Genomic DNA, 20,230 nt, shown 5'->3' on the forward strand with positions numbered 1-20,230 from the left:
TAAAAAAAGTCCTCCCGGAAACGGGAGGATTTTTGTTTTACTTACCGGAAGCCGCCGCACCTTTGGAAACTGAAGCATGCTTGTCCATTTGACGTCCAGTGTCAGCGTTCTTGAGCTTGAGTGCGATGAAAAATGCTGCCATGAGGAAGCCGGCTGCACCGAGCAAAGCGGTCCGGTAAGCTGATAAATCAGGCTCTATCCCTGCGCCGGGCTGACTGAGCACGGCAAGGACGCACGACATGACGGCAACTCCAAAAACAGATCCGAGCCGGTTTTGCACATTAAACAGCGTCGTTGCTCGGCCCATTGATGTGGATGAAATGTTGGCAAAACAAACAACCTGCGCCGCGCCAACCGCATGCCCCAGGAAAAAGCCCGCCAAAAACAGCAGCAGCCTGAGAAGCCACAGATTTGACCCGTATCCGGTCAGGCTCAGCAGCCCAAACAATACGGCGGCGCCTAAAAGCGCAGCGGAAATTACCCGCCTCGGCCCGAGCTTTCCTAACGACCTCGGCATCAGCTGGGAGGCCAGCATCAAGCCTAATGCTTCGGGAAACGTGATCAGAGCGGTATCGGTCGCAGAATAGCCGAGTGCTTCCTGGCACAACAGCGGAAATATATAGAGCATGCCAAGGAGTCCGCCTGCTGTCAAAAGCGAAATGACGCTCATCATTCCAAAAACCCGGTCCTTCAATAAGCGCAGTTCAATCAGCGGATGCTTAGCCTTCAGTTCGACAAAAACGAGAATGTCGAGGAGAATCACTCCCCCGGTTCCTGAAACAAGCACATTCGGAGAGCCGAAGCCCTGCACAGGCCCCTGGCTGAGTGCAAAAACCGCCAACGCCATTCCCGGTCCAGCCAAAAGAAATCCTAGCCAATCAAATCTGCCCGCTTTCGGCTCCATATGTTCATGAAGATATAACAGGCCAAACAGCAGAATGATCATTCCGATCGGAATATTAATGTAAAAAATCCAGCGCCATGACAGCTGATCTGTCAGAAACCCGCTGATGATCGGCCCAACCGCAGGCGCGACCGCAATCGGAAGAACGAGAACTCTCGAAATTTTAGCCCGTTCATGCGGAGGAAACGTTCTGAACAAGATCGCCATTCCCACCGGTGTAATCAATCCGCCGCCGGCTCCCTGGATCACACGAAATACGTTTAATGCCGCCAGATTGTCAGCGATTCCGCATAATGCGGATGCAGCCGTAAATATGGAAAGTGCGGCAATGAAAACACGCTTTGTCCCAAAGCGGTCTCCAAACCAGCCGGCTGCGGGAAGAACGACAGCCAAGCTGACTAAGTATCCGATGTTAACTGTGCCTGCAGCAGATGGTAATGTTTGAAATTCGTTCATGATGGCGGGCAATGCCATGTTAATGACACTCGCATCCATTGCAGCCATAAACATGGCCGTTACATATACAATGCTGACAACCGTCCTTTGATTGAACGGCCTTCTATTCATTGATGACCGCCGTGAACTTCTGCAGCCGGCTTCAAGCTGTTCGGCGAGAGATCGGTCCAATTCGAGCTGATATAGTCGATGCAGTCGCTGCGGCTCGTTTCCCCGCAGACAACCTTCCACCCTGCCGGAATATGAATGAAGGCGGGCCAGAGTGAATACTGGCCTTCCTCATTCATTAAAACAACATATGTGCCCTGTTCATTTTCAAAAGGATTTGTCATCGTTATCTCTCCCTACTTGTCCGTATCTTTTTTCAAGCCGTCCAGTTTTTCCGCAACATGACGTCCGATTTCGGCCAGCGGCTCCGGCTGGCACAAATCTTTATGCCGGCAATCCATATCATGAATATCAATGTTTCCGTTAAGATAAGGAAGCCATGACTCCGGATCGATCGGATCAAACCATTCCGGTATCACGGTTGATTTGAAAAACAGGATATCGCCGTAAAAGACGCGGGGCTTATATTCGCTTAAAATCCGGACGGAATTCACATAGGTCTCCTTTAAGTTCAAGATCGCAGCCTCATCCAGGCTGGCAAGCGCACTGCCATCGCGGCGCAGTATATCGATCGCACTGGAAAGTTTCAGCAGTTCCCCGTCAAGGCTGTCCGGATCGTATCCTCCCAATGCCAAGAGTGCAATTAATGCTTCCTGCTCATCAGGTGCATCTTTAATTGGAAGGAAGTGATTCGGGTAAGCATCAAGCATGACAAGAAGCGAAATGTCCTCCCCTTGTTCCTGCAGCTGAGTTGCGATCGCATGCACAACATTGCCTCCGAGAGACCAGCCGAGAAGACGATAAGGCCCTGTTGGCTGAATCGTACGAATGTGCCGGATATAATCCGCGGCCATGTCGTCGAGCGTATCAGGAAGCTCTTCCTGCCTTGCGATCCCGCGGGCTTGAAGGCCGTATATCGGGTATTCCTTGCCGAGTGCCGTCATTAAACCGGCATAACACCAGCTGAGGCCTCCGGCCGGGTGCACACAAAACAGGGGATCCTGACTGCCTCCGGTTCTCAGCGGAAGCAGTACATCCAGCGCACTTTGCCCGCCGCCGGATTCAAGCCGTTCAGCGAGTCCGCTGACAGTAGGCGCTTCAAGCAGGTCGCCGATGCCGAGTTCGACGCCGAGCGCTTCACGAATGCGGCTCATCAGCTGTACGGCGAGCAGAGAATGACCGCCGAGTTCGAAGAATCCGTCATCAATACCAATCCGCGGCACATTGAGGATTTCTGAAAAAAGATCGCATAAGATTTCTTCCTGCGGTGTTCTTGGCCCCCGCCCTTTAACAGCCGCGGCAAAATCAGGCTCAGGCAGCGCTTTTCGATCAAGTTTGCCATTTGGAGTCAATGGCAGGTCTGCAATTTTTACAAATGCAGAAGGCACCATGTACTCCGGCAGAGTGCCTGCGGCAAACCGGCGCAGCTCAGCCGGATCGGTTTCTTCTGCAGACGCCGGGACAACATAGGCGATCAGGCGCTTGTCCCCGGGCTGGTCTTCCCTTACAACTACAGCGGCTTGATTCACCCTGTGATGGCGGACAAGCACCGCTTCTATCTCGCCGAGTTCGATTCTAAAGCCGCGGATCTTGATCTGCTGATCGGCCCGGCCCATATAATCAAGAGAGCCGTCTTGACGCCTGCGGGCAAGATCACCGGTTCGGTACATCCGGGTTCCCGGCGGTCCAAACGGATCAGCGACAAAGCGGTCTGCCGTCAAATCGGGTCTGCCCAAGTAACCCCGTGCGAGGCCGCCCCCCGACACATACATCTCTCCGGTGACGCCCGCGGGTACCGGTTCAAGGTATTCATCAAGCACATATACACCTAAATCGGGAATCCCTTGACCGATCAGGCTGTTCGCTTGAAGTGCTGCAGTATGCTGATCGAGGGAAATATAGCTGACATGTACCGTCGTTTCTGTAATTCCGTACATATTAATCAGCCGCGGGAAATGCTCCGGATGGCGTTCATACCAATCTTCAAGCCTCTTCAGCTCGAGCGCTTCCCCTCCAAAAATGATAAAGCGCAAGGAAAGGCGCTTTCCTGTCTCAGCATTGTCCCGGTCAGCCTGCATCAATTGATAAAATGCGGAAGGTGTCTGATTGAGCACCGTCACTCCCTCGCGAACGAGAAGATTGAGAAAGTCGGCCGGCGAGCGGCTGATTGTATGAGGCACCACGACAAGCCGGCCTCCATTGAGCAGCGCTCCCCAAATTTCCCATACCGAAAAGTCAAATGCGTAAGAATGAAACATCGTCCAAACGTCGTCAGAGTCGAAATGGAACCATTGGTCAGTCGCTCCAAACAGCCGCACGACATTTTGATGCGGAACGACCACCCCTTTCGGCTTGCCGGTCGAACCGGATGTGTAAATGACATACGCCGGGTGAAGAGGCAGCAAAGGCGTCGTACGGTCGGCATCAACCGGATTCGCAGAAGCGCATCCGTTCAGTTCCTCTAGTATGCAAGGGTCATCAAGTACAATCCGTTCAACAGATGCGGGAACAGAAAGGCTTGATTCGACCGCTGAACTCGTAACGACGCAGGCAGGATGTGCATCATTCAACATAAACGCTATCCTTTCTGCCGGGTAGTCCGGATCCAGAGGCACATATGCCGCGCCAGCTTTCAGCACTGCAAGCAGTCCGACAACCATATCCAAAGATCTTGGCAGCGCCAGGGCAGCAAATTGTTCGGGACCGACCCCTTTGGCGATCAGGAGATGGGCAAGCCGGTTAGCGCGTCTATTGAGCTCGCTGTATGTGAGCGAGTCATTTTCATATATAACCGCAACGGCTTCCGGGTCCTTCGCAGCCTGCTTTTCAAATAAAACAGGCAAAGATGAACAAGGTATGTTGTTGGACGATTTGCTCCAGTCAGCCAGCATGTTTTCACGTTCGGCCGGAAGGAGAATATCAAGTCTTCCGATCGGCTGATCAGGGTCGGATACTGCTGAATCCAGCAGTCTGACAAGCCGTTCGGCCAATGTTTGAACCGTATTTCGCTCAAATAAATCTGTGCTGTATTCCACAAATCCGCCGATACCTGCGGGTGTTCCGTCCGCTTTTCGATGTTCCCGAAGCTCAATCGTCAAATCAAACTTGGCTGCGCCGACACTGCGAATTTCAATGTCTGATTTAAGGCCGGAAAGTTCAAGCTCAGGTTCAGGCGTATTTTGAAAGGCGAGCATGATTTGGAACAGCGGATGTCTCGCTCTTGATCTGGCAGGATTGAGCACTTCAACAAGGCGCTCGAACGGAAGGTCCTGATGCTCATATGCTGCAAGATTTACTTTTCTAACTCTGTTCAGAAGCTCCCGAAAACTTGGATTACCCGATGTATCCGTTCGAAGCACAAGCGTATTAACGAACAATCCGACAATTCCGCCTAAAGCATCATCGTTTCTTCCCGCTATCGGACTGCCGAGTGGAATGTCGTGGCCTGCTCCGATCCGTGTCAGCAGTGAGGCAAGGGCCGACTGCAAAATCATGAACATGCTGACTCCGGTGCTGCGGGACAAAGCGAGCAAACGGCCGTGCAGCTGTTCGTCAATGCTGAGATCAATCGTACCGCCTCTGTAGCTTGATTCCGACGGACGCGGGTGATCAGTCGGAAGCTCCAGCTGATCAGGCAGATGTTCCAATGCCTTTGACCAATACCCGAGCTGCTTGGCAATCAGACTGTCCGGATTGCTCTCACGCCCAAGCAGATGTTCCTGCCATACGGCATAGTCGGCATATTGTATAGAAAGCGGCTCCCAAGCAGGTGCCTCACCATTCAGACGCGCATTGTAGGCAGTTTCCAAATCGCGGGTCAGCGGCGTTAAAGACCAGCCGTCGCCAATCATATGGTGCAAAAGCAGAAGAAGAACAAATTTGTCCGGTCCAAGTACGAACAACTCGGCGCGAAACGGAGGTTCCTTTTCTAAATGAAAACGGTGCCGAACAGCCTCCGCCAGGACTTTTTCTAAATCATGTTCGCTGACATGGGATACAGCGAGTTCGGGACGCGCTTGATCCGCTTCCAATATCAGCTGGTGTGTTGTCCCCTGCTGATCCGGGAAAATTGTTCGAAGCGGCTCATGTCTTGCTGCCACATCGCCCAGAGCGGCTGTCAGCGCCTCTTGGTCCAAACTTCCGGTTAAATGAACGACAACCGGAATATTATAGGTCGGGCTCGGTCCTTCCAAACAGTGCAAAAACCATAGGCGCCGCTGCGCGAAGGACAGCGGAATCTCCTGGCGGCGCTCTCTTTTACGCAATGCCGGACGGGCGCTCTGCGCCTGATCAAGCTGTTTGGCAAGCCCGGCGGCTGTGGGCTCATCGAATAAACGGCCGATTCCGAGTTCGACGCCGAGCGTTTCCCGAATCCGGCCGACGAGCCTGCCCGCCAGAAGCGAATGTCCGCCAAGATCAAAAAAGCTGTCATCAATACTGACTCGCGGCACCCCCAGCACTTCAGCGAATAAATCACACAATATTTCCTCTTGCGGAGTCCTTGGCTCACGTCCGCCTGTATAAATACTCAACGCCGGGGCCGGCAGGGATTTGCGGTCAAGCTTTCCGTTCGGCGTAAGCGGCAGTTCATCAAGGATGACAAATGCAGACGGAATCATATAGTCGGGCAGTGTTTCACCAACGTAGCCGCGAAGCTCGTCAGGATGAAGGCTTTCTCCCGAAGCGGGAACGATATACGCAAATATACGCGGATCACCGGGCTGGTTTTCACGAACAATAGCAGCAGCTTGTTTAACAACCGGATGATTTGCAAGCACCGCTTCTATTTCTCCCATTTCAATGCGGAATCCGCGAATTTTGACTTGGTGGTCCGCACGGCCGATATAATCAAGCGACCCGTCTTCGCGCCAGCGCACAAGGTCGCCCGTACGGTACATCCGCGATCCAGGCGGCCCGTACGGATTCGCAATAAAGCGTTCAGCCGTGAGAGCATGACGGTTCAAGTAGCCGCGCGCCACTCCGGTTCCTGCCACATAAAGTTCTCCAGCCGCTCCCGGAGGCACGGGCTGCAATCCGGCGTCTAGAACATACAGCTGCGTATTCCAAATCGCACGGCCGATTCCCGGAGGTTCCGTGCAGCCTGCTTCCAGCGCGGCGGCTGTAGACCAAATCGTTGTTTCCGTCGGTCCATAAAGGTTCGTTAATGTGCATCCGAGCTGCTGCAATTGCCGGGCCAAGCTGGCTTGCAGAGCTTCACCTCCGACAAGCGCACGAAGACCTTTAAGCTTGTCCGGAGCGCTTGAGGCCAATGCGTGCCAGAGGGTCGGTGTAGCCTGCATCATGGTGATTCCGTATGTTTCAATCATTTTGGCTAGTGCGGACGGATCTTGTACCGTCTCCTTCTCGGCAGGAACGACTGCCGCCCCGCTGATCAGCGGCAAATAAATTTCGAGTGCTGAGATGTCGAATGCAATCGTTGTGACGGCCAGCAGCCGGTCGTCTTGATTAAGCGGGAACATATCCTGCATTGAAAGCAAAAAATTGAATAAGCTTTCAGCTTGTACAACCACGCCTTTAGGTCTGCCGGTTGATCCGGACGTATAAATCATATATGCCGGCTGAGAGCCGGAATGCTGTCCGCCGGGATTTTCTTCAGAACAGCCGGAGATTTTTTCCACAACAGTTTGTTCATCAAGGATTAACTTCGGCGTTTGCGAACTGATCACATCTTGTGCTTTTTTGCTGGTGATGACAAACAGCGGCTGTGCATCATTGAGCATATACTCGATCCTGTCAGCCGGATAATCGGGATCTATAGGTAAATAAGCCGCTCCAGCCTTGAGAACGGCGAGCATGCTGACAATCATTTCCGCTGATCGCGGCAGGGCCAAAGCAACGAATGTCTCGGGTTTCGCCCCCTTATTGATCAGCAGATGAGCCAGTTGATTTGCCCTTTTATTTAATTCGGAATAGGTGAGAACCTGATCACTGGAAACGACTGCCGGAGATTCAGGGCACTCCTTCGCCATCCTTTCAAATCGTTGCGGAAGACTCTCATTGGGAAGACCGCGGTCTGTTTGATTCCATTCGATCAAAATTTGAGCGCGTTCTTCCGGGAGAAGAATATCCAACGTCCCCACCGGCTGAGTTTGCTCGCAATCGGCAATCGTTTTCAGAAGAGTAAGAAAACGATGAATATGATGTTCAAGTTCATCCGCATGATAAACAGCGGGGTTTGCATCCATGTTTACTTTCAACCCGCCTCCGTCCGGGCGGCCGTAAATGTTGATTGACAGATCGTCCACAGGTCCCGTGGCAAGATTATGCACGATGCCTTGACAGCCGGCAAAATTCAAGCGGTTCTCAAAAGGCATCAAATTAAGCTGCGGACCGAACAGCCGCTGATTTTCGCCAAGCAGCTTGAGATCCCGGCGCAGTTCCTCGTGGCGGTAATGCTGATGACGCCTCAGCTTCACCATCTCCGCTGAGATTTGCTTGACCAGCTCTCCTACGCTCATTTCCGGCTGCATGCCAATCCGAAGCGGAAGAAGATTCATGACCATACCCGGAATATGGAGAGCGGCCGATCCGAGGCGGCACATCATCGGCATCCCGAGAACGACGTCATTTGCCCCCGTCAGCCGATGAACATATATTGCAGCTGCTGCCATCACGGTTTCGTGCCAAGTTGCCCCTATTCTGCTTGCGGCAGACAGAAGATGATCAGCATGCTCACTCGGCAGATAGTCAGACCTGCGAAGAAAGCTTGAAGAGGTACGCGGCGCCCTTTCGGCAAGACTGACTACCTCCGGTTCATCGCTGAATCGCTCAAGCCAAAATCGCCGATCTTCCTGATACTGTTCTGATGCACGGTAAGCCGTTTCCTCCGCGAGAATCAAATCGAGGGAGCCAAAGGCTCCGCTCTGGTCGATCGATTTGTTCTGCATCAATGCGGTATATATTTTTGACAGCCGCTCGGCGATCAGTGTAAAGCTGAACCCGTCCGTTGCGATATGGTGAGTTCGCTGATACCAGAAGTAATGATCCGGCGCCGTTTTGAAAAGCGCTTCTGTAAAAAGCGGACCGCGGGTCAGATCAACCGGACGGGCAAGATCATCCTTCATCCAGCTTTTAGCCGCCTGTTCCGGATCGGTTTCTGAGCTGACATCAATGTAATGAATCGGAAAATCTGCCGACGGAACGATCTCTTGCCACGGTCCGTCTTGATCTTCTCCAAATCTGGCATGGAATGATTCAGCTTCTTTCATAACATGGCGCAGCGCTTTCTCGAAAAGCTCTTGATCAAGCGGGCCTTTAATTTCAACGTATTCAGCTGTATTGTAGATCGGATTTTCCGGATCAAGCTGCTGAGCAAACCAAATGCCGGCTTGCGCTCCTGATAATGGCTTTCGGTTATGTTGACTTTCAGGCATTAAGGCGACCTCCTTCATTGATAGTCTGCATTTGGCAAGGGTGCTTCTTTAGAGGAGGACAACAGTCTCCACCAGTTTTCAATCGAAGGGTCCTCCGCAAGCTCCACAAATGACACCTCCCGCCCCGCTCGGCGCCAGCGCTCCGCGAGACTCATGATTCTTACGGAATCAAGTCCCCTGTAAATCAAATTTTCGCTGTCGCTTATCTTTTCCGGTGATTCAAGGAGAAGCGATGCGACCTGTTCGCGAATGATCTGTTTTGTCAGTGCATGAGAGCTTTCTTTTGCGTGTTCATGGCTTGCGTCATCTTTCAGCCGGCTCAAAAGCTGTTCCGCAGTGATTGTGACGCTGCAGCGGTCAGCTGCGTATGTGATGGCCATTTCATGATGCTTTAATGAGAAATCCGCCACCGCATCGGCGACAAAAAACGTTTCAATATCTTGCATAAACGCATCACATGCCGTCATCAGGCAGCCGATATGGGCATAGATGCCGGTGATGATGAGCTGATCCCGACCTTGCTCCTCCAGCACACCTAAAAGATTGGTTTTTCTGAACGCATTGTACCTCCACTTGGTCAGAACGATGTCGCCTTCATTCGGCTTCAGCTCATCTACGATCTTCTGCTCATCGGGATCAGGACCGATTCCGGGTCCCCAAAAGTCTTGGAGAAGCCCCCGTTCTTCCGGTGTCTGGGCGCCGGGTTGAGCCGTGAAAATAACCGGCATGCCGAGCTCGGCACATCGCTTCCGAAGCTTCTTGATATTAGCCAGCAGATCTGTGACCGGAGACTCGCCGTAACGGTAAGCGTTGAGAAAATATTGCTGCATATCGTGGATCAGAAGCGCCGCACGCTTCGGATGAGGAGTCCATGACACCTTGTTTTTCGGCATATTTGATGCTTCTGGCATTTGGTACGGTAAGATGGCAGGAATGGCCATCAAATCACATCCTCTCATTTTTTATCATCTGACATTCTCAGCTGCAGACATTTTTTCAGCAATCGCCGCACGCAGCTCTTTTTTGCTGACTTTTCCTACGCCTGTCTGCGGGAAATCTTCAACCATTTCTACCCGGTCGGGTATTTTGTAGGCTGCAAGGCCCCTTTCTCTCAAAAACGATTGCAACTCAGCCTGAGCCGGTGCAGCGCCGCGAGGGATAATATATGCACACGCCCTTTCGCCGAGAAATTGATCCGGCATCGAGACAACCGCCGCATCGAGTACCCCCGGATGTGCGAGCAGATGGTTTTCCACTTCTTCCGCGGCAACCTTCTCACCGCCTCTGTTGATCTGGTCTTTAGCTCGTCCTTCAACAATCAAATAGCCTGATGAATTGACTTTAACCAAGTCTCCCGTACGGTAAAACCCGTCTTCAGTGAACGCTTTGGCATTGTGCTCCTCAGCTTTGTAATAGCCGCGAATCGTATATGGACCTCTTGTCAGCAGCTCTCCTGTCTGTCCGGGTCCAAGTTCGCGTCCTTTTTCGTCCACAATTTTAATCTCGTCAAACGGAGACATTGGCCTGCCTTGTGTGTGAACGATCGTGTCTTCAGGATCATCAAGTCTGGTATAGTTGACCAGACCTTCTGCCATGCCATAAACCTGCTGCAGTTTGCAGCCAAACACCGATGAAACGCGTCTGGCAGCTTCGGCGCTGAATTTCGCTCCGCCGACTTGAAAGACCTGGAGGCTTGACAAGTCGTCCCGGCGCGCCGAAGCAGCATCAAGCCAGATTAACGCAAGCGGCGGTACGAGTCCCGTGATCGTTACCCTCTCCTTATCGATCAGAGGGAAGGTTTCATCCGGGCTGCCTCCTGATGCAAGGACGACTCGGCCTCCCGCGTACAGCGTACCGAGCACTCCCGGCGAGCTGAGCGGATAATTGTGAGCGATCGGAAGAGCCGCAAGATATACGCTGTTGTGATCGAGCCTGCAAATCTCTGCGCTGACCCTCAAGCTGTATATATAATCATCATGCGTCCTCGGGATCAGCTTGGACAGACCTGTGCTTCCCCCCGACAACTGAAGAAAGGCGACATCTTCTGGATAGACGTTTTGCGGAGGTGCCGGCTGATCATAAAGGCTTGCCAGCGCTTCAAACTCCTCCGGTTCCCCGGCGACAATGACATGACGGAGCCCTTGCAGCTTCTCCTTTACCTGTCTCGCCAGCTTGCGGTAGTCAAACTTTGCGTGACGATCGGGAATAATGTAGGCAGCAGCTTCAGAAAACTCGCAAAAATACGTGATCTCGCTATGCCGATGCGATGGAAGCGCAAAAACAGGCAGAGCTCCGATCCGGAAGAGCGCAAAGCAAACTTCAAAAAACTCGATGATATTCGGCAGCTGGACAACGACGCGATCATTTTTTTTGATCCCCAGCTTTAAAAGACCGCCAGCCAAAGAATCGGCTCTCCTGTCTAACTCACGATAGCTTAAATGGATATCTCCGTATGTAAGGGCAATGCGGCTTCCGTATTTTTCGGCCCGCTCCCTCAGCATTTTTCCAAAAGTTTCGCCTCGCCAGCATCCCTCCTTCCGATATTTATCCGCAAACTCCTTCGGCCATGTCGTGCATCCTTTCAGCATCTCTATCCCTCCGTTACTCACTGTTCATTCCCATCGCAAGAAGCATTGTCCGAAACTTTGCAGACGTTTCGGCAAGTTCGTCTTCAGGCTTCGACCCGGCGACAATTCCGGCACCTGCGTACAGTCGAAGCGCGTGTTCCTCCGCCTCGGCACAGCGAATCGTTACAACCCATTCTCCGTCACCGTCCGCGTCGCACCAGCCGACCATACCTGTGAAAAACCCGCGGTCAAACGGCTCAATCTGTTTAATCGCTTCTTTCGCCGCATTCGTCGGCGTGCCGCAGACAGCGGGCGTCGGATGAAGGGCGGCGGCAAGCTCCAATGATGATACAGAGAGGTCTGTAAGCTCTCCCTTCAATTCCGTTGAAAGATGCCACATCGTCGGCGTGCTGATGAGCGACGGTTCCGGCACCTCCAGCTTCCGGCAAAACGGCCTGAGCGCGGAAGCAACCGCTTCGACAACGACCGCATGTTCGTGACGGTCTTTAGGCGAAGCAAGCAGTTCAGCCGCCCGTCTTCGATCTTCTTCGGGATCATCGCTCCGAGGTCTTGAACCTGCTAAAGGATTTGCCGTAACGCAGAACCCGGACCGTGATACAAGCAGTTCGGGACTCGCGCCTATCAAAGTGGTGCGAGGCGCTTCAGATGACTGCCCGGTTAAATCAACGGCAAAGTTGTACCCGCTTGTATTGCGGCGGGCAAGATTTCGCAGCAATTGACCGATATCGACTTTAATCGGTGAGGTCAGCTGCAATGACCGGGAAAGGACGATCTTGCTGTATTCTCCTGCTGCTATACCTGCCAATCCTCGTCTGACCCCGGTCATATACGCTTCCGGGCTTGGAATCTGCTCGATATCATAGGGGTACAGGGCAGGTTCAGGCTCCTCTTTACCGTCTTCTTCACATGTCAGCGGCCCCGCATGCCACGCTTCGACCGGCACGGTTAACTGCGCCGGCTTTGCATCGTCAAACGGCACAGCTCCGACCACCATCGGATTTTTCTGCCCGTTCTCCCTCGCTTTTTTCAGAACTTCCGCAGCCCGCTGAGCAAGGCTTTGCTCTTCTGTTTGAGAAACAGAAGCCAAAACACCTTCCGCCAGAATGGTCCGCTCAGGGGAAGAGAAAAAGAATGAAGCACCGGCCTGATATTCCTTTAACAACTGATCCGCAAGCGCTTCTGACACGACATGACGTTCTATCATCATTAAAACCTCCTTTAGATTGAATCAGGCTCCAAGCGTTGCCCCGCCATCGACGCGCAAATCGTGCATCGTAATATGGCGAGCCCCGTCAGACAGCAAAAATGCTACAGCATCTGCAATATCAGCCGGCGAAGCCAATTTCCCGAGCGGGATTCCCGTTTTGAATGTTTCAAGTGATCCTTCAATTACGCCTTGCGCAGCTTCCTCACCCTGCCATAGCGACCGCTGCATCGGCGTATCGGTTGATCCGGGCGATACGATATTGCAGCGGATGTTGTGCTCGGCAAGTTCAAGACCGAGACATTTCGTAAACATTAAAGCGGCCGCCTTAGAGGCCGCGTAGGCAGCCATATGCATCCGCGGCACTGCCGCCGCATTTGATCCGACAGTGACGATCGCTCCAGTTCTGCGCGGAATCATACGGCGGGCGACGGCACGTGATACGTTAAAAACTCCGGTGGAGTTGACGCTGAACGTCTTTTCCCAATCTTCATCACTCAATGAATGGATCAAACCCGTTCTGAGCACGCCGGCTACATTGACAAGCATGTCTATCGGACCGATCTCGCGTTCAACATGGTCCACAAGCTGCTCGACGGCGGCACTGTCGCCCACATCCGCGGCAAAACCGGAACACTGCAGATCTTTTCGTTCAAGTTCAAGCAGCCCTTTTCGATTTTGATCAGCTGCGGCAACAAACACCCCGCGTTCAGCAAGCGACAGAGCCACTTCTTTACCGATTCCTTGCGAAGCCCCAGTCACCAAAGCAACCTTGCCTTTCACTCTTATCATTTCCTTTCTTAAAAATGGCAGCTCCCAAGTCTTAAAGAGTCACTGCCAGCTAAATTCTTAATTGATAATGATAATCATTATCGTTTAAAAATATAATATACCAATAAATGCAAACGGTCAAATCGTTTTCGATTGTTTATCCGTATCAATGCTCATGGTATATTATCTGTTATCATTCTTATCTTTTCTTAAAGCTCGGGGCGCCGGAAGCGCCCCGCTGTCAATCAGGCTTGAAGGCAAACTGGAGCGCTCTGCTGATTAACACAGGCAGAACCGATATATGACCTTCCCCTTTAAATTCATGGTACTCCGCGCGAATCCCCTGCTTTTCCAAGGCGGCCAAGCGGGCGGCCAGCCTTTTTGCATTGTCGTTCATCCCGCTTTTATGCGTCTTTTCAAGCTCTCCGGCCCCGAGCAATACCTTTACATCGTCATCCGCTTCCTGCAGCTTCGAAATAAAGTCATGCTCTTCATCAAAAAAGGACGGATGCCAATGGATGGACGGACTTCCGGCGATATATGTCTGAAACAGGGCCGGTTTTGTAAACAGGGTCTGCAGAACAAAAAGTCCGCCAAGGGAATGACCGAAAATTGCCTGCCTTTTCACATCAATCGTGAATTCCTGTTCGATTTCCGGCTTTAACTGCTGTTCGATGAAGGACAGAAAAGCTTTCGCCCCGCCCGGCTCCGGCCAGTCCGCTCCATCGGGTCTCCTGGGCAGCTCGGCGCCCGAATCCGGCAGAGTAAAATCGTAATACCGCCCCCGGTCAAAGGGAGCGTCGGTTTCATAGCCGATGCCGACGATAACGGCCGGCACGACGCCGGTTTTATCGGGACGACGCGACTGCATCCGCAATGCCTCCACCATTGTTCCAAACACGGAATTGGCGTCAAGCAGATAAATCACGGGATATCCTGCGGGCGGCGGTTCCCCAAATGGTTTCGCAATAAAAATCCGGTATGTGCGGCTCCCATCCGGTGAACGCATGCACCGCTGTTCTGTCCCCGGTATCGCCACCGGAATACATTCAGCAGCATTGACAGACTGCTGAAGTTTTTCTTGAGCCATGTGATTCTCCCTTCCCCTCTTTGATTGAGCTAAAAACAGTCTAATGAACCGTCTTTTTTTGTTTAAACAGTAAAAATAAGAAGTAAGGCACACCGAAAATGGCGAGGATGATACCCGCCGGCACTTCGGACGGCTGGAACAACAGCTTTCCGGCAAAATCGGCGCACAATACGAGAAACATCCCGATCAATCCGCTTAACAGCAATGAGTGGCGGTGCAGAACGCCGACGAGCCTCCGCGAGATGTGCGGAGCAATCAGGCCGACAAATGCCATGCTCCCCGAGATAGCCACACAGGCGCTGATGATGCCGACACAAGCCGTCAGCAGCACGACTTTTTCAACATTGGCGGATACGCCGAGACTCTTCACCGTATCTTCATGAAAGCGAATGGTATCGAGCAGGCCGGACTTTGTCAGCAGGAATGGAATGAGAAGCAGCAGCCACGGCAGTGCCGCTTGAATATACGTCCAATTCGCCGACCAGATACTTCCGTTTTTCCAAACCATGGCCATTTCGTGGTCATTCGGATTCATCTTCAATGACAGGTACAGCGAAATAGCGCTGAAACCCGAATTAATCGCGATTCCAACGAGAATAATCCTGCCCGAATCCAAGTTGCCGCCATGCCAGGCAAACATAAAAATGAATATCGCCGCCAAAATGCCCCCGATCAAGCCGAAGAATGGCATCCCCATTGCAGCGAGCAGGCTTGTCGTTTCAGTCTGGCCTTGAAAGATCAGCATGTAGCCGACGATTGCCGCACCTGCACCGGCATTAATCCCCAGAATTCCCGGGTCAGCCAGTCCGTTCCTTGTCATCGCCTGGATAACGGAACCGGCAATGCCGAGCCCAAGGCCCACGAGTGCTGCCGTCACAATCCTTGGAAGACGCAGCTCAAACAGAAGAATGGCGTATTGCTCATTCGGGTTGATGTGAAGCAATGTTGATAACAGCTCAGCCGGATGTGCGGCAAACGATCCTACTGTTATGCTGAGATAACAGATTGTGAGAATCAGCACAATAAAAACAGCATAGATGACTGCAACCTTTTTAGGCACGCTGCTCCCCCCCTTTTCTTTTGATCAAATAAAGGAAGAAAGGAACGCCGATCACCGAAGTGACGACTTCAATCGGTGTCTCAAACGGATAGTTGAGCAGCCGGCTGAGAAGATCGGCCAGCGTCAAAAAAATGCCGCCGAGAACGCAGGAGCATGGAATCATCCGGCTGTAATCCGCCCCGACGAGAAAACGCGTAATATGCGGTACAATCAGTCCGACAAAAGCAATTTTTCCCGCCATGGCGACGGAGCAGCCTGTCAGAACGACGACCGCTGCCATCGCTGTCCATTTGACGGCCTGTTTTTTCTGGCCGAGGCTTTCGGAAATGTCATCTCCCAATGATAAAGCTGTCACTTTTTTGCTGAGAGAGAGCGCCAGAATGATGCCGATCACAAAAAACGGCACAGCATACTTCAGCAGCTCGGGATTCAATTGATGCAGCCTGGCGCTGTACCAGAAGCTGACGTCCTGGGAAATTTGAAAGTAAATCGACATCGCCGCTGACAGACTGCTGAGCAGCATGCTTGTGACCGTCCCGATGATGGCAAGCTGAACCGGCATAAAACCGTTTGGAATCACCGAGGCGAGGCCGAAGACGAGGCCGGCGCCAACGGCTGATCCGATAAACGAATAGCCCATCATCTCCAGGGAGGTCGAACCCGGAATCAACACCATCAGCAGCGTGATCACGAATGCTGATCCGTCGGAAACACCCATAATCGACGGGGAAGCTAAATAATTTCGGGTGATGCCCTGCATAAGCGCGCCGGACACCGCCAGCGCCGCTCCGATTAAAAGAGCGCCGGCAGCGCGCGGAAGTCGGGAATGCCAAATGATTTGATGATCTGTGTTGCCCGGATCAAAATGCAGCAGCGCCGAAAAAATCACTTCGGGCTCAAGCTGTTTTGCACCGTAACATACCGACAGAAAAACGGACAGCAGTATGGCAAACGGAGCAGAGATCATAATGATGCGGGTCATATGCTTTGAATGCATCGTTCAAGAAACCTTTTCTATTTGTTCTGCGCCAATTTCTCAGCTGCAGCCTTTAAAAATTCAACCTTGCTCCATGCCGTGCCGCCCTGCGCAAGCGGATCTACAGCATTGACAAATACATGGTCATTTTTCACTGCAGAAATGCTTTTCCAAATTGGATTATTCTCTAGATCTTTCAGCGCATTCGGCTTGTCAGCATTCTCATCGTCAGAGAATTGAACAAACATATAGTCCGGATTCATTTCGCTCAGTTTTTCTAAAGATACTAACTCCTGGGCTTTTGCCGCCTTGACTTCTTTTGGAGCTGTGAAGCCCAGCTCGCCGTATAATGTGGAATTGAAGAATACGTCTTCCGGATAGATAAAGACATTGCCTTGTCTGATTCTGACAACGAGCGCTTTTGTATCTTTTGCCGTTTTCTCAAGCTTTGTTTTTGCTTCCTTAAGGTCTGCTTCATAATCCGAAATAATCTGCTTCGCTTTGTCTTCTTTGCCTGTCAGTTCAGCCAGCAGCTTTAAATTGTCTTTCCAATTTGAAGAAACGTGGGAAACAGGAATCGTGGTCGCGATGTTATCCAGTTTTTTCACCACTTTTTCCGGAAATTTCGTTGAAGCCAGGATGACATCCGGTTTAAGCTCAAGAATTTTCTCCAGGTTCGGTTCTGTTTTTTCGCCGACGGCAGCTGCTTTGTCAGTAATGCTCTTGAACAGGTCCGGGAACTTTCCGGAGAAGGAAATGGCACCGGCCGGGTGAACATCCAAAAGCTTGGCATCTTCCATCGATTCCACGCTTCCCGTAATGACGATTTGTTCGGCCGGGGTCTTCACCTTGTATGTATGATCGAGGTACTCGATGCTTTTCTCAGCTGACGCTGAGCTCTTGCCATCGCCGCCCGCCTTTTCTTTGCTGTTCCCGCATCCCGCTGCACCAAACGCGAGAAGGAGAATAAATAAAAATATTGATATCTTTCTCATCTGATTGAGACCCCCTGATTTAATTGATAACTATTATCAATTAAAATTATAGGGTTGCCTCTTCGAGAACACCATGGATAATATCCGGCAATTAAAATGGATTTTTTCCGGACAGCAGCCGGACCGCCTGGCGAATGATTCGTTTATGGCTGCATGCGGAATATTCCCGCCAAGGATCCGAATTCACCTGATACACCCGGTGATGCCGCACAGCTTTCAAATCCTGCCATGCAGCCGACTGCTGCAGCTCCCGGTAGAATGCCAGCGTCTCGGGCTCTTTAAAAATGAAAATCATGATGATATCCGGCTGATATGCCGCGATCGTTTCGATAGAGACGGACCGGTCAATCGGTTCTTCCAGCGATACAGCCGGTTCAAAGCCAAGGTCGCCGAAAAATACATCTTGAACAGAGCGGTTATGCGCCAGATAAATCTCGTGTTTATGCAGGCGCAAAAACAAAAAGCTTCGGCGTCCGCAGATCGGATAAAGCGTTTCTTTCGCGGTCTCTGTGAGACGCTGGTAAGACAGCAGCCATTTCTGAGCCTCTGCTTCTTCATCCAAATGGGATGCGGTCAGCATAAAATGCTTCCTCCATTGTTCCTGTGAAGGCAAAAAGAAGACATCGGCGATCGACTGGAGTTGTTCCCGTTCCTTGTGAGACACGCTGTCCATGCTGATAATGAGCTCAGGGGCAGCCGATGACAATGTCCGCAGGTTTTCTTCCCACGGCTCGTGAAAGCGGTAAGCGCTAAGATGGACCGGAATATCTGCCGCGTAATGCTTATAGTAATACGATGTCCACTTCGGATGCAGGGAAGCGGCGTAAGGAATAAGGTGAAGCGGTATCAGCTGTCCGATCGTATTCTGGCCGTAGGCCGCCAGTTTCCTGCGCCTTTTTTTCATATAAACGGTCGGGGATAAACCGGTATGCTTCTTAAATGTCCTGCTGAAATAAAATTCATCCTGATACCCGATTTGGCTTGAGATTTCCCTCAGCTTGTAGCTTGCTTTCGCCATCAGCTGCTTCGCTTTCGTCATCCGCGTCTCAGTGATAAACTCTGTCACGCTTCGACCGTACAGCTTTTTGAACGTTTCGCTGTAATGCTTCGCGCTGATTCCAGCCATTTGCGCGAGTTGATCAAGCGTCAGGTGTGCATCTGAATGCTCTTCAATATACTCCTTTGTTTTTCCTATGGCTGATGCGGTGTTTTCGGGATGAGTCAGTTTAGCCGAATAGATATCGTACAAAAGCTGCTGCAGGTCTGCTTGGCATTTCAGCTCCTGGAGCGCTGAAGAAGCCGGCCATAAGGCGGAAAGTTCCTGAAGACGGGAGGCCAGATTTCCGACAGAATGGACATTCATCATCTGAAGGTCGGAAAAAGCGTCAGGGTCGGTGTCTGCTTCAAGCGTCAGGCGGCGGTCGTCATAGCTGTAGGGCTGCAGCCTGATGAGATACCCGCTGATTTCAGCTGACGAAGCTGTGATTCCGAACGTTTCATAAGGCGGAACAATATACAGCGTTTCTTTTTGAAGCGGCCTGCCTGATGCCTGTATATCGATTCTCCCTTCACCCTTCAAGTGAAAGATCAAAACGAAAGAGTCTGCAAGCTGCTGTTCATCCGGAAGATCGCCGGGCTTTCTTATATGATCGACTTGCAAGAGACGATAGAAATAAGAAGATTTCATAGAAAAACCGCCTTTCTTAACACCAGTAATATCACAAAAATAAAAATGCCCCTAAAACAATATGGTAAATTGGTTGCGGGGTTCTGGTCCGGCACAAAATACCAGTTTGCAAGGTGCATTTCACATCACTTATAGCTGATATGCTTCTTACGATTTACTATAACACAGTCGCTTTTATTGGGGAATCATGTTGTCAGTGCGGCCATCTGCCCAATGTGCACTTTAAAATATAATAAAAAATCAATACTTATCATTTCAATATCTTTTTGCTTAGTGTATAACTATAGAGAAATTACTATATTTACAGGGAAGGCGTGACTTCTTATTTTGGAAATGACAGCCAGCATGAAAAAATCGCTCGATGCGATTGCAAAATGGGGAAAAATAACCGGCGTTTTTATGATTATCGGCGGAGGCATCTATGCCTTCTTCGGAATTTCTTTGCTTATCATCGGAGCCGCTCCAGGTGTGCTGATGATTTTTTCGGGGATCTACCTTATAAAATCGGCAAACGCCGCTCAGAAAATGAGTGATGACATGCCGCAAGAACCGCATGAAGCCTTGCTTGATAACTATGTGAAGTTTATGAAATGGCAATTTTTCTTCTTATTATCCAATATTGTGATCTTCATTTTATGCATAGTCGCCTTTTTCTTCCTGATCTTTTTAGGTATTCTTACCGATTTACACAGCGGATACGATCCTTATTATTACGAATGATGATCAAAAGCCTGTCTCGGGAATTGACCGAGACAGGCTTTTATTATTCGGCTTCTCCGCCAACGGTGAAACGCTCATTGATGTGCTCGCCTTTTTCAGCTTCGTCCCCCGCTGCAATGGCATAGTCAGCATAGCTGATGCAGCTTTCTCCGGCGGTATTTGCGATCAAGTTTTCCTGACCTTTTTAAGATGAACCTGTTCTCTTTCCTTCCGGGTCGAAAAATGCCGCCGGGCTGATGAACGAAAAAACATCGGAAAATTAAACGATTAGTACATG

Annotated in this window: 13 protein-coding genes and 1 pseudogene; 1 reads left to right on the forward strand and 13 read right to left on the reverse strand. The window is 51.2% G+C overall.

Features of this window, described 5'->3' with window-relative positions:
* Positions 1-37 precede the first annotated feature (37 nt).
* The 12 genes from MHI30_RS19420 to MHI30_RS19475 all read right to left on the reverse strand — a co-directional run bounded on the left by MHI30_RS19420 (position 38) and on the right by MHI30_RS19475 (position 19,233).
* Entirely contained in the window at positions 38-1,471 is a 1,434-nt protein-coding gene (locus MHI30_RS19420; protein ID WP_075751555.1) for an MDR family MFS transporter, read from the reverse strand.
* On the reverse strand, positions 1,468-1,692 hold the full coding sequence (locus MHI30_RS19425; protein WP_075751556.1) for an MbtH family protein: 225 nt from the start codon (positions 1,690-1,692) through the stop codon (positions 1,468-1,470). Before MHI30_RS19425 ends, MHI30_RS19420 begins: the two co-directional genes overlap by 4 nt.
* A 12-nt stretch (positions 1,693-1,704) precedes the next feature.
* On the reverse strand, positions 1,705-8,862 hold the full coding sequence (locus MHI30_RS19430) for a non-ribosomal peptide synthetase (RefSeq protein ID WP_075751557.1): 7,158 nt from the start codon (positions 8,860-8,862) through the stop codon (positions 1,705-1,707).
* A gap of 14 nt (positions 8,863-8,876) precedes the next feature.
* Positions 8,877-9,803: an isochorismatase family protein gene (locus tag MHI30_RS19435; RefSeq protein ID WP_075751558.1), complete on the reverse strand. Its 927-nt coding sequence runs from the start codon at positions 9,801-9,803 to the stop codon at positions 8,877-8,879.
* Between the two features lie 24 nt (positions 9,804-9,827).
* Positions 9,828-11,450: a (2,3-dihydroxybenzoyl)adenylate synthase gene (locus tag MHI30_RS19440; RefSeq protein ID WP_003185956.1), complete on the reverse strand. Its 1,623-nt coding sequence runs from the start codon at positions 11,448-11,450 to the stop codon at positions 9,828-9,830.
* A gap of 13 nt (positions 11,451-11,463) precedes the next feature.
* Positions 11,464-12,654: an isochorismate synthase DhbC gene (dhbC, locus tag MHI30_RS19445; RefSeq protein WP_237562633.1), complete on the reverse strand. Its 1,191-nt coding sequence runs from the start codon at positions 12,652-12,654 to the stop codon at positions 11,464-11,466.
* A 24-nt stretch (positions 12,655-12,678) separates the two neighbouring features.
* Positions 12,679-13,446: a 2,3-dihydro-2,3-dihydroxybenzoate dehydrogenase gene (locus MHI30_RS19450; protein WP_075751560.1), complete on the reverse strand. Its 768-nt coding sequence runs from the start codon at positions 13,444-13,446 to the stop codon at positions 12,679-12,681.
* Positions 13,447-13,666: 220 nt separating this feature from the next.
* Positions 13,667-14,515 carry an alpha/beta hydrolase gene (locus MHI30_RS19455; protein WP_075751561.1) on the reverse strand — a complete coding sequence of 283 codons (849 nt, stop codon included), beginning with the start codon at positions 14,513-14,515 and terminating at the stop codon, positions 13,667-13,669.
* A gap of 40 nt (positions 14,516-14,555) precedes the next feature.
* Positions 14,556-15,575 carry an iron ABC transporter permease gene (locus MHI30_RS19460; RefSeq protein WP_075751562.1) on the reverse strand — a complete coding sequence of 340 codons (1,020 nt, stop codon included), beginning with the start codon at positions 15,573-15,575 and terminating at the stop codon, positions 14,556-14,558.
* A complete protein-coding gene (locus MHI30_RS19465; RefSeq protein ID WP_075751563.1) occupies positions 15,568-16,572 on the reverse strand; it encodes an iron ABC transporter permease in 1,005 nt (334 codons plus the stop codon). Before MHI30_RS19465 ends, MHI30_RS19460 begins: the two co-directional genes overlap by 8 nt.
* Before the next feature lie 17 nt (positions 16,573-16,589).
* Positions 16,590-17,546, reverse strand: coding sequence for an iron-hydroxamate ABC transporter substrate-binding protein (locus tag MHI30_RS19470; RefSeq protein WP_020453238.1), 957 nt, complete (start codon positions 17,544-17,546; stop codon positions 16,590-16,592).
* 91 nt (positions 17,547-17,637) lie between these two features.
* Positions 17,638-19,233, reverse strand: coding sequence for an AraC family transcriptional regulator (locus MHI30_RS19475; RefSeq protein WP_075751564.1), 1,596 nt, complete (start codon positions 19,231-19,233; stop codon positions 17,638-17,640).
* Between the two features lie 333 nt (positions 19,234-19,566).
* On the opposite strand from MHI30_RS19475, the gene MHI30_RS19480 reads away from it, so the two are divergent.
* A complete protein-coding gene (locus tag MHI30_RS19480; RefSeq protein WP_228119653.1) occupies positions 19,567-19,953 on the forward strand; it encodes a DUF5362 family protein in 387 nt (128 codons plus the stop codon).
* A gap of 43 nt (positions 19,954-19,996) precedes the next feature.
* Here the strand turns inward: MHI30_RS19480 and MHI30_RS19485 are convergent.
* Positions 19,997-20,200, reverse strand: a pseudogene (locus MHI30_RS19485) (NAD(P)-dependent oxidoreductase); the annotation flags it as partial.
* Positions 20,201-20,230 lie beyond the last annotated feature (30 nt).

The sequence above is a fragment of the Bacillus sp. FSL L8-0528 genome, assembly GCF_038593085.1.
Taxonomy (GTDB): domain Bacteria; phylum Bacillota; class Bacilli; order Bacillales; family Bacillaceae; genus Bacillus; species Bacillus paralicheniformis.

What these genes read in the sequence shown, in the direction of transcription:
- MHI30_RS19470 (WP_020453238.1), bottom strand. Translation starts at nt 17,546, where the DNA reads ATGAGAAAGATATCAATATTTTTATTTATTCTCCTTCTCGCGTTTGGT.
- MHI30_RS19480 (WP_228119653.1), top strand. Translation starts at nt 19,567, where the DNA reads ATGACAGCCAGCATGAAAAAATCGCTCGATGCGATTGCAAAATGGGGA.
- MHI30_RS19435 (WP_075751558.1), bottom strand. Translation starts at nt 9,803, where the DNA reads ATGGCCATTCCTGCCATCTTACCGTACCAAATGCCAGAAGCATCAAAT.
- MHI30_RS19430 (WP_075751557.1), bottom strand. Translation starts at nt 8,862, where the DNA reads ATGCCTGAAAGTCAACATAACCGAAAGCCATTATCAGGAGCGCAAGCC.
- MHI30_RS19475 (WP_075751564.1), bottom strand. Translation starts at nt 19,233, where the DNA reads ATGAAATCTTCTTATTTCTATCGTCTCTTGCAAGTCGATCATATAAGA.
- MHI30_RS19450 (WP_075751560.1), bottom strand. Translation starts at nt 13,446, where the DNA reads ATGATAAGAGTGAAAGGCAAGGTTGCTTTGGTGACTGGGGCTTCGCAA.
- MHI30_RS19455 (WP_075751561.1), bottom strand. Translation starts at nt 14,515, where the DNA reads ATGGCTCAAGAAAAACTTCAGCAGTCTGTCAATGCTGCTGAATGTATT.
- MHI30_RS19425 (WP_075751556.1), bottom strand. Translation starts at nt 1,692, where the DNA reads ATGACAAATCCTTTTGAAAATGAACAGGGCACATATGTTGTTTTAATG.
- MHI30_RS19440 (WP_003185956.1), bottom strand. Translation starts at nt 11,450, where the DNA reads ATGCTGAAAGGATGCACGACATGGCCGAAGGAGTTTGCGGATAAATAT.
- MHI30_RS19465 (WP_075751563.1), bottom strand. Translation starts at nt 16,572, where the DNA reads ATGCATTCAAAGCATATGACCCGCATCATTATGATCTCTGCTCCGTTT.
- dhbC (WP_237562633.1), bottom strand. Translation starts at nt 12,654, where the DNA reads ATGATAGAACGTCATGTCGTGTCAGAAGCGCTTGCGGATCAGTTGTTA.
- MHI30_RS19420 (WP_075751555.1), bottom strand. Translation starts at nt 1,471, where the DNA reads ATGAATAGAAGGCCGTTCAATCAAAGGACGGTTGTCAGCATTGTATAT.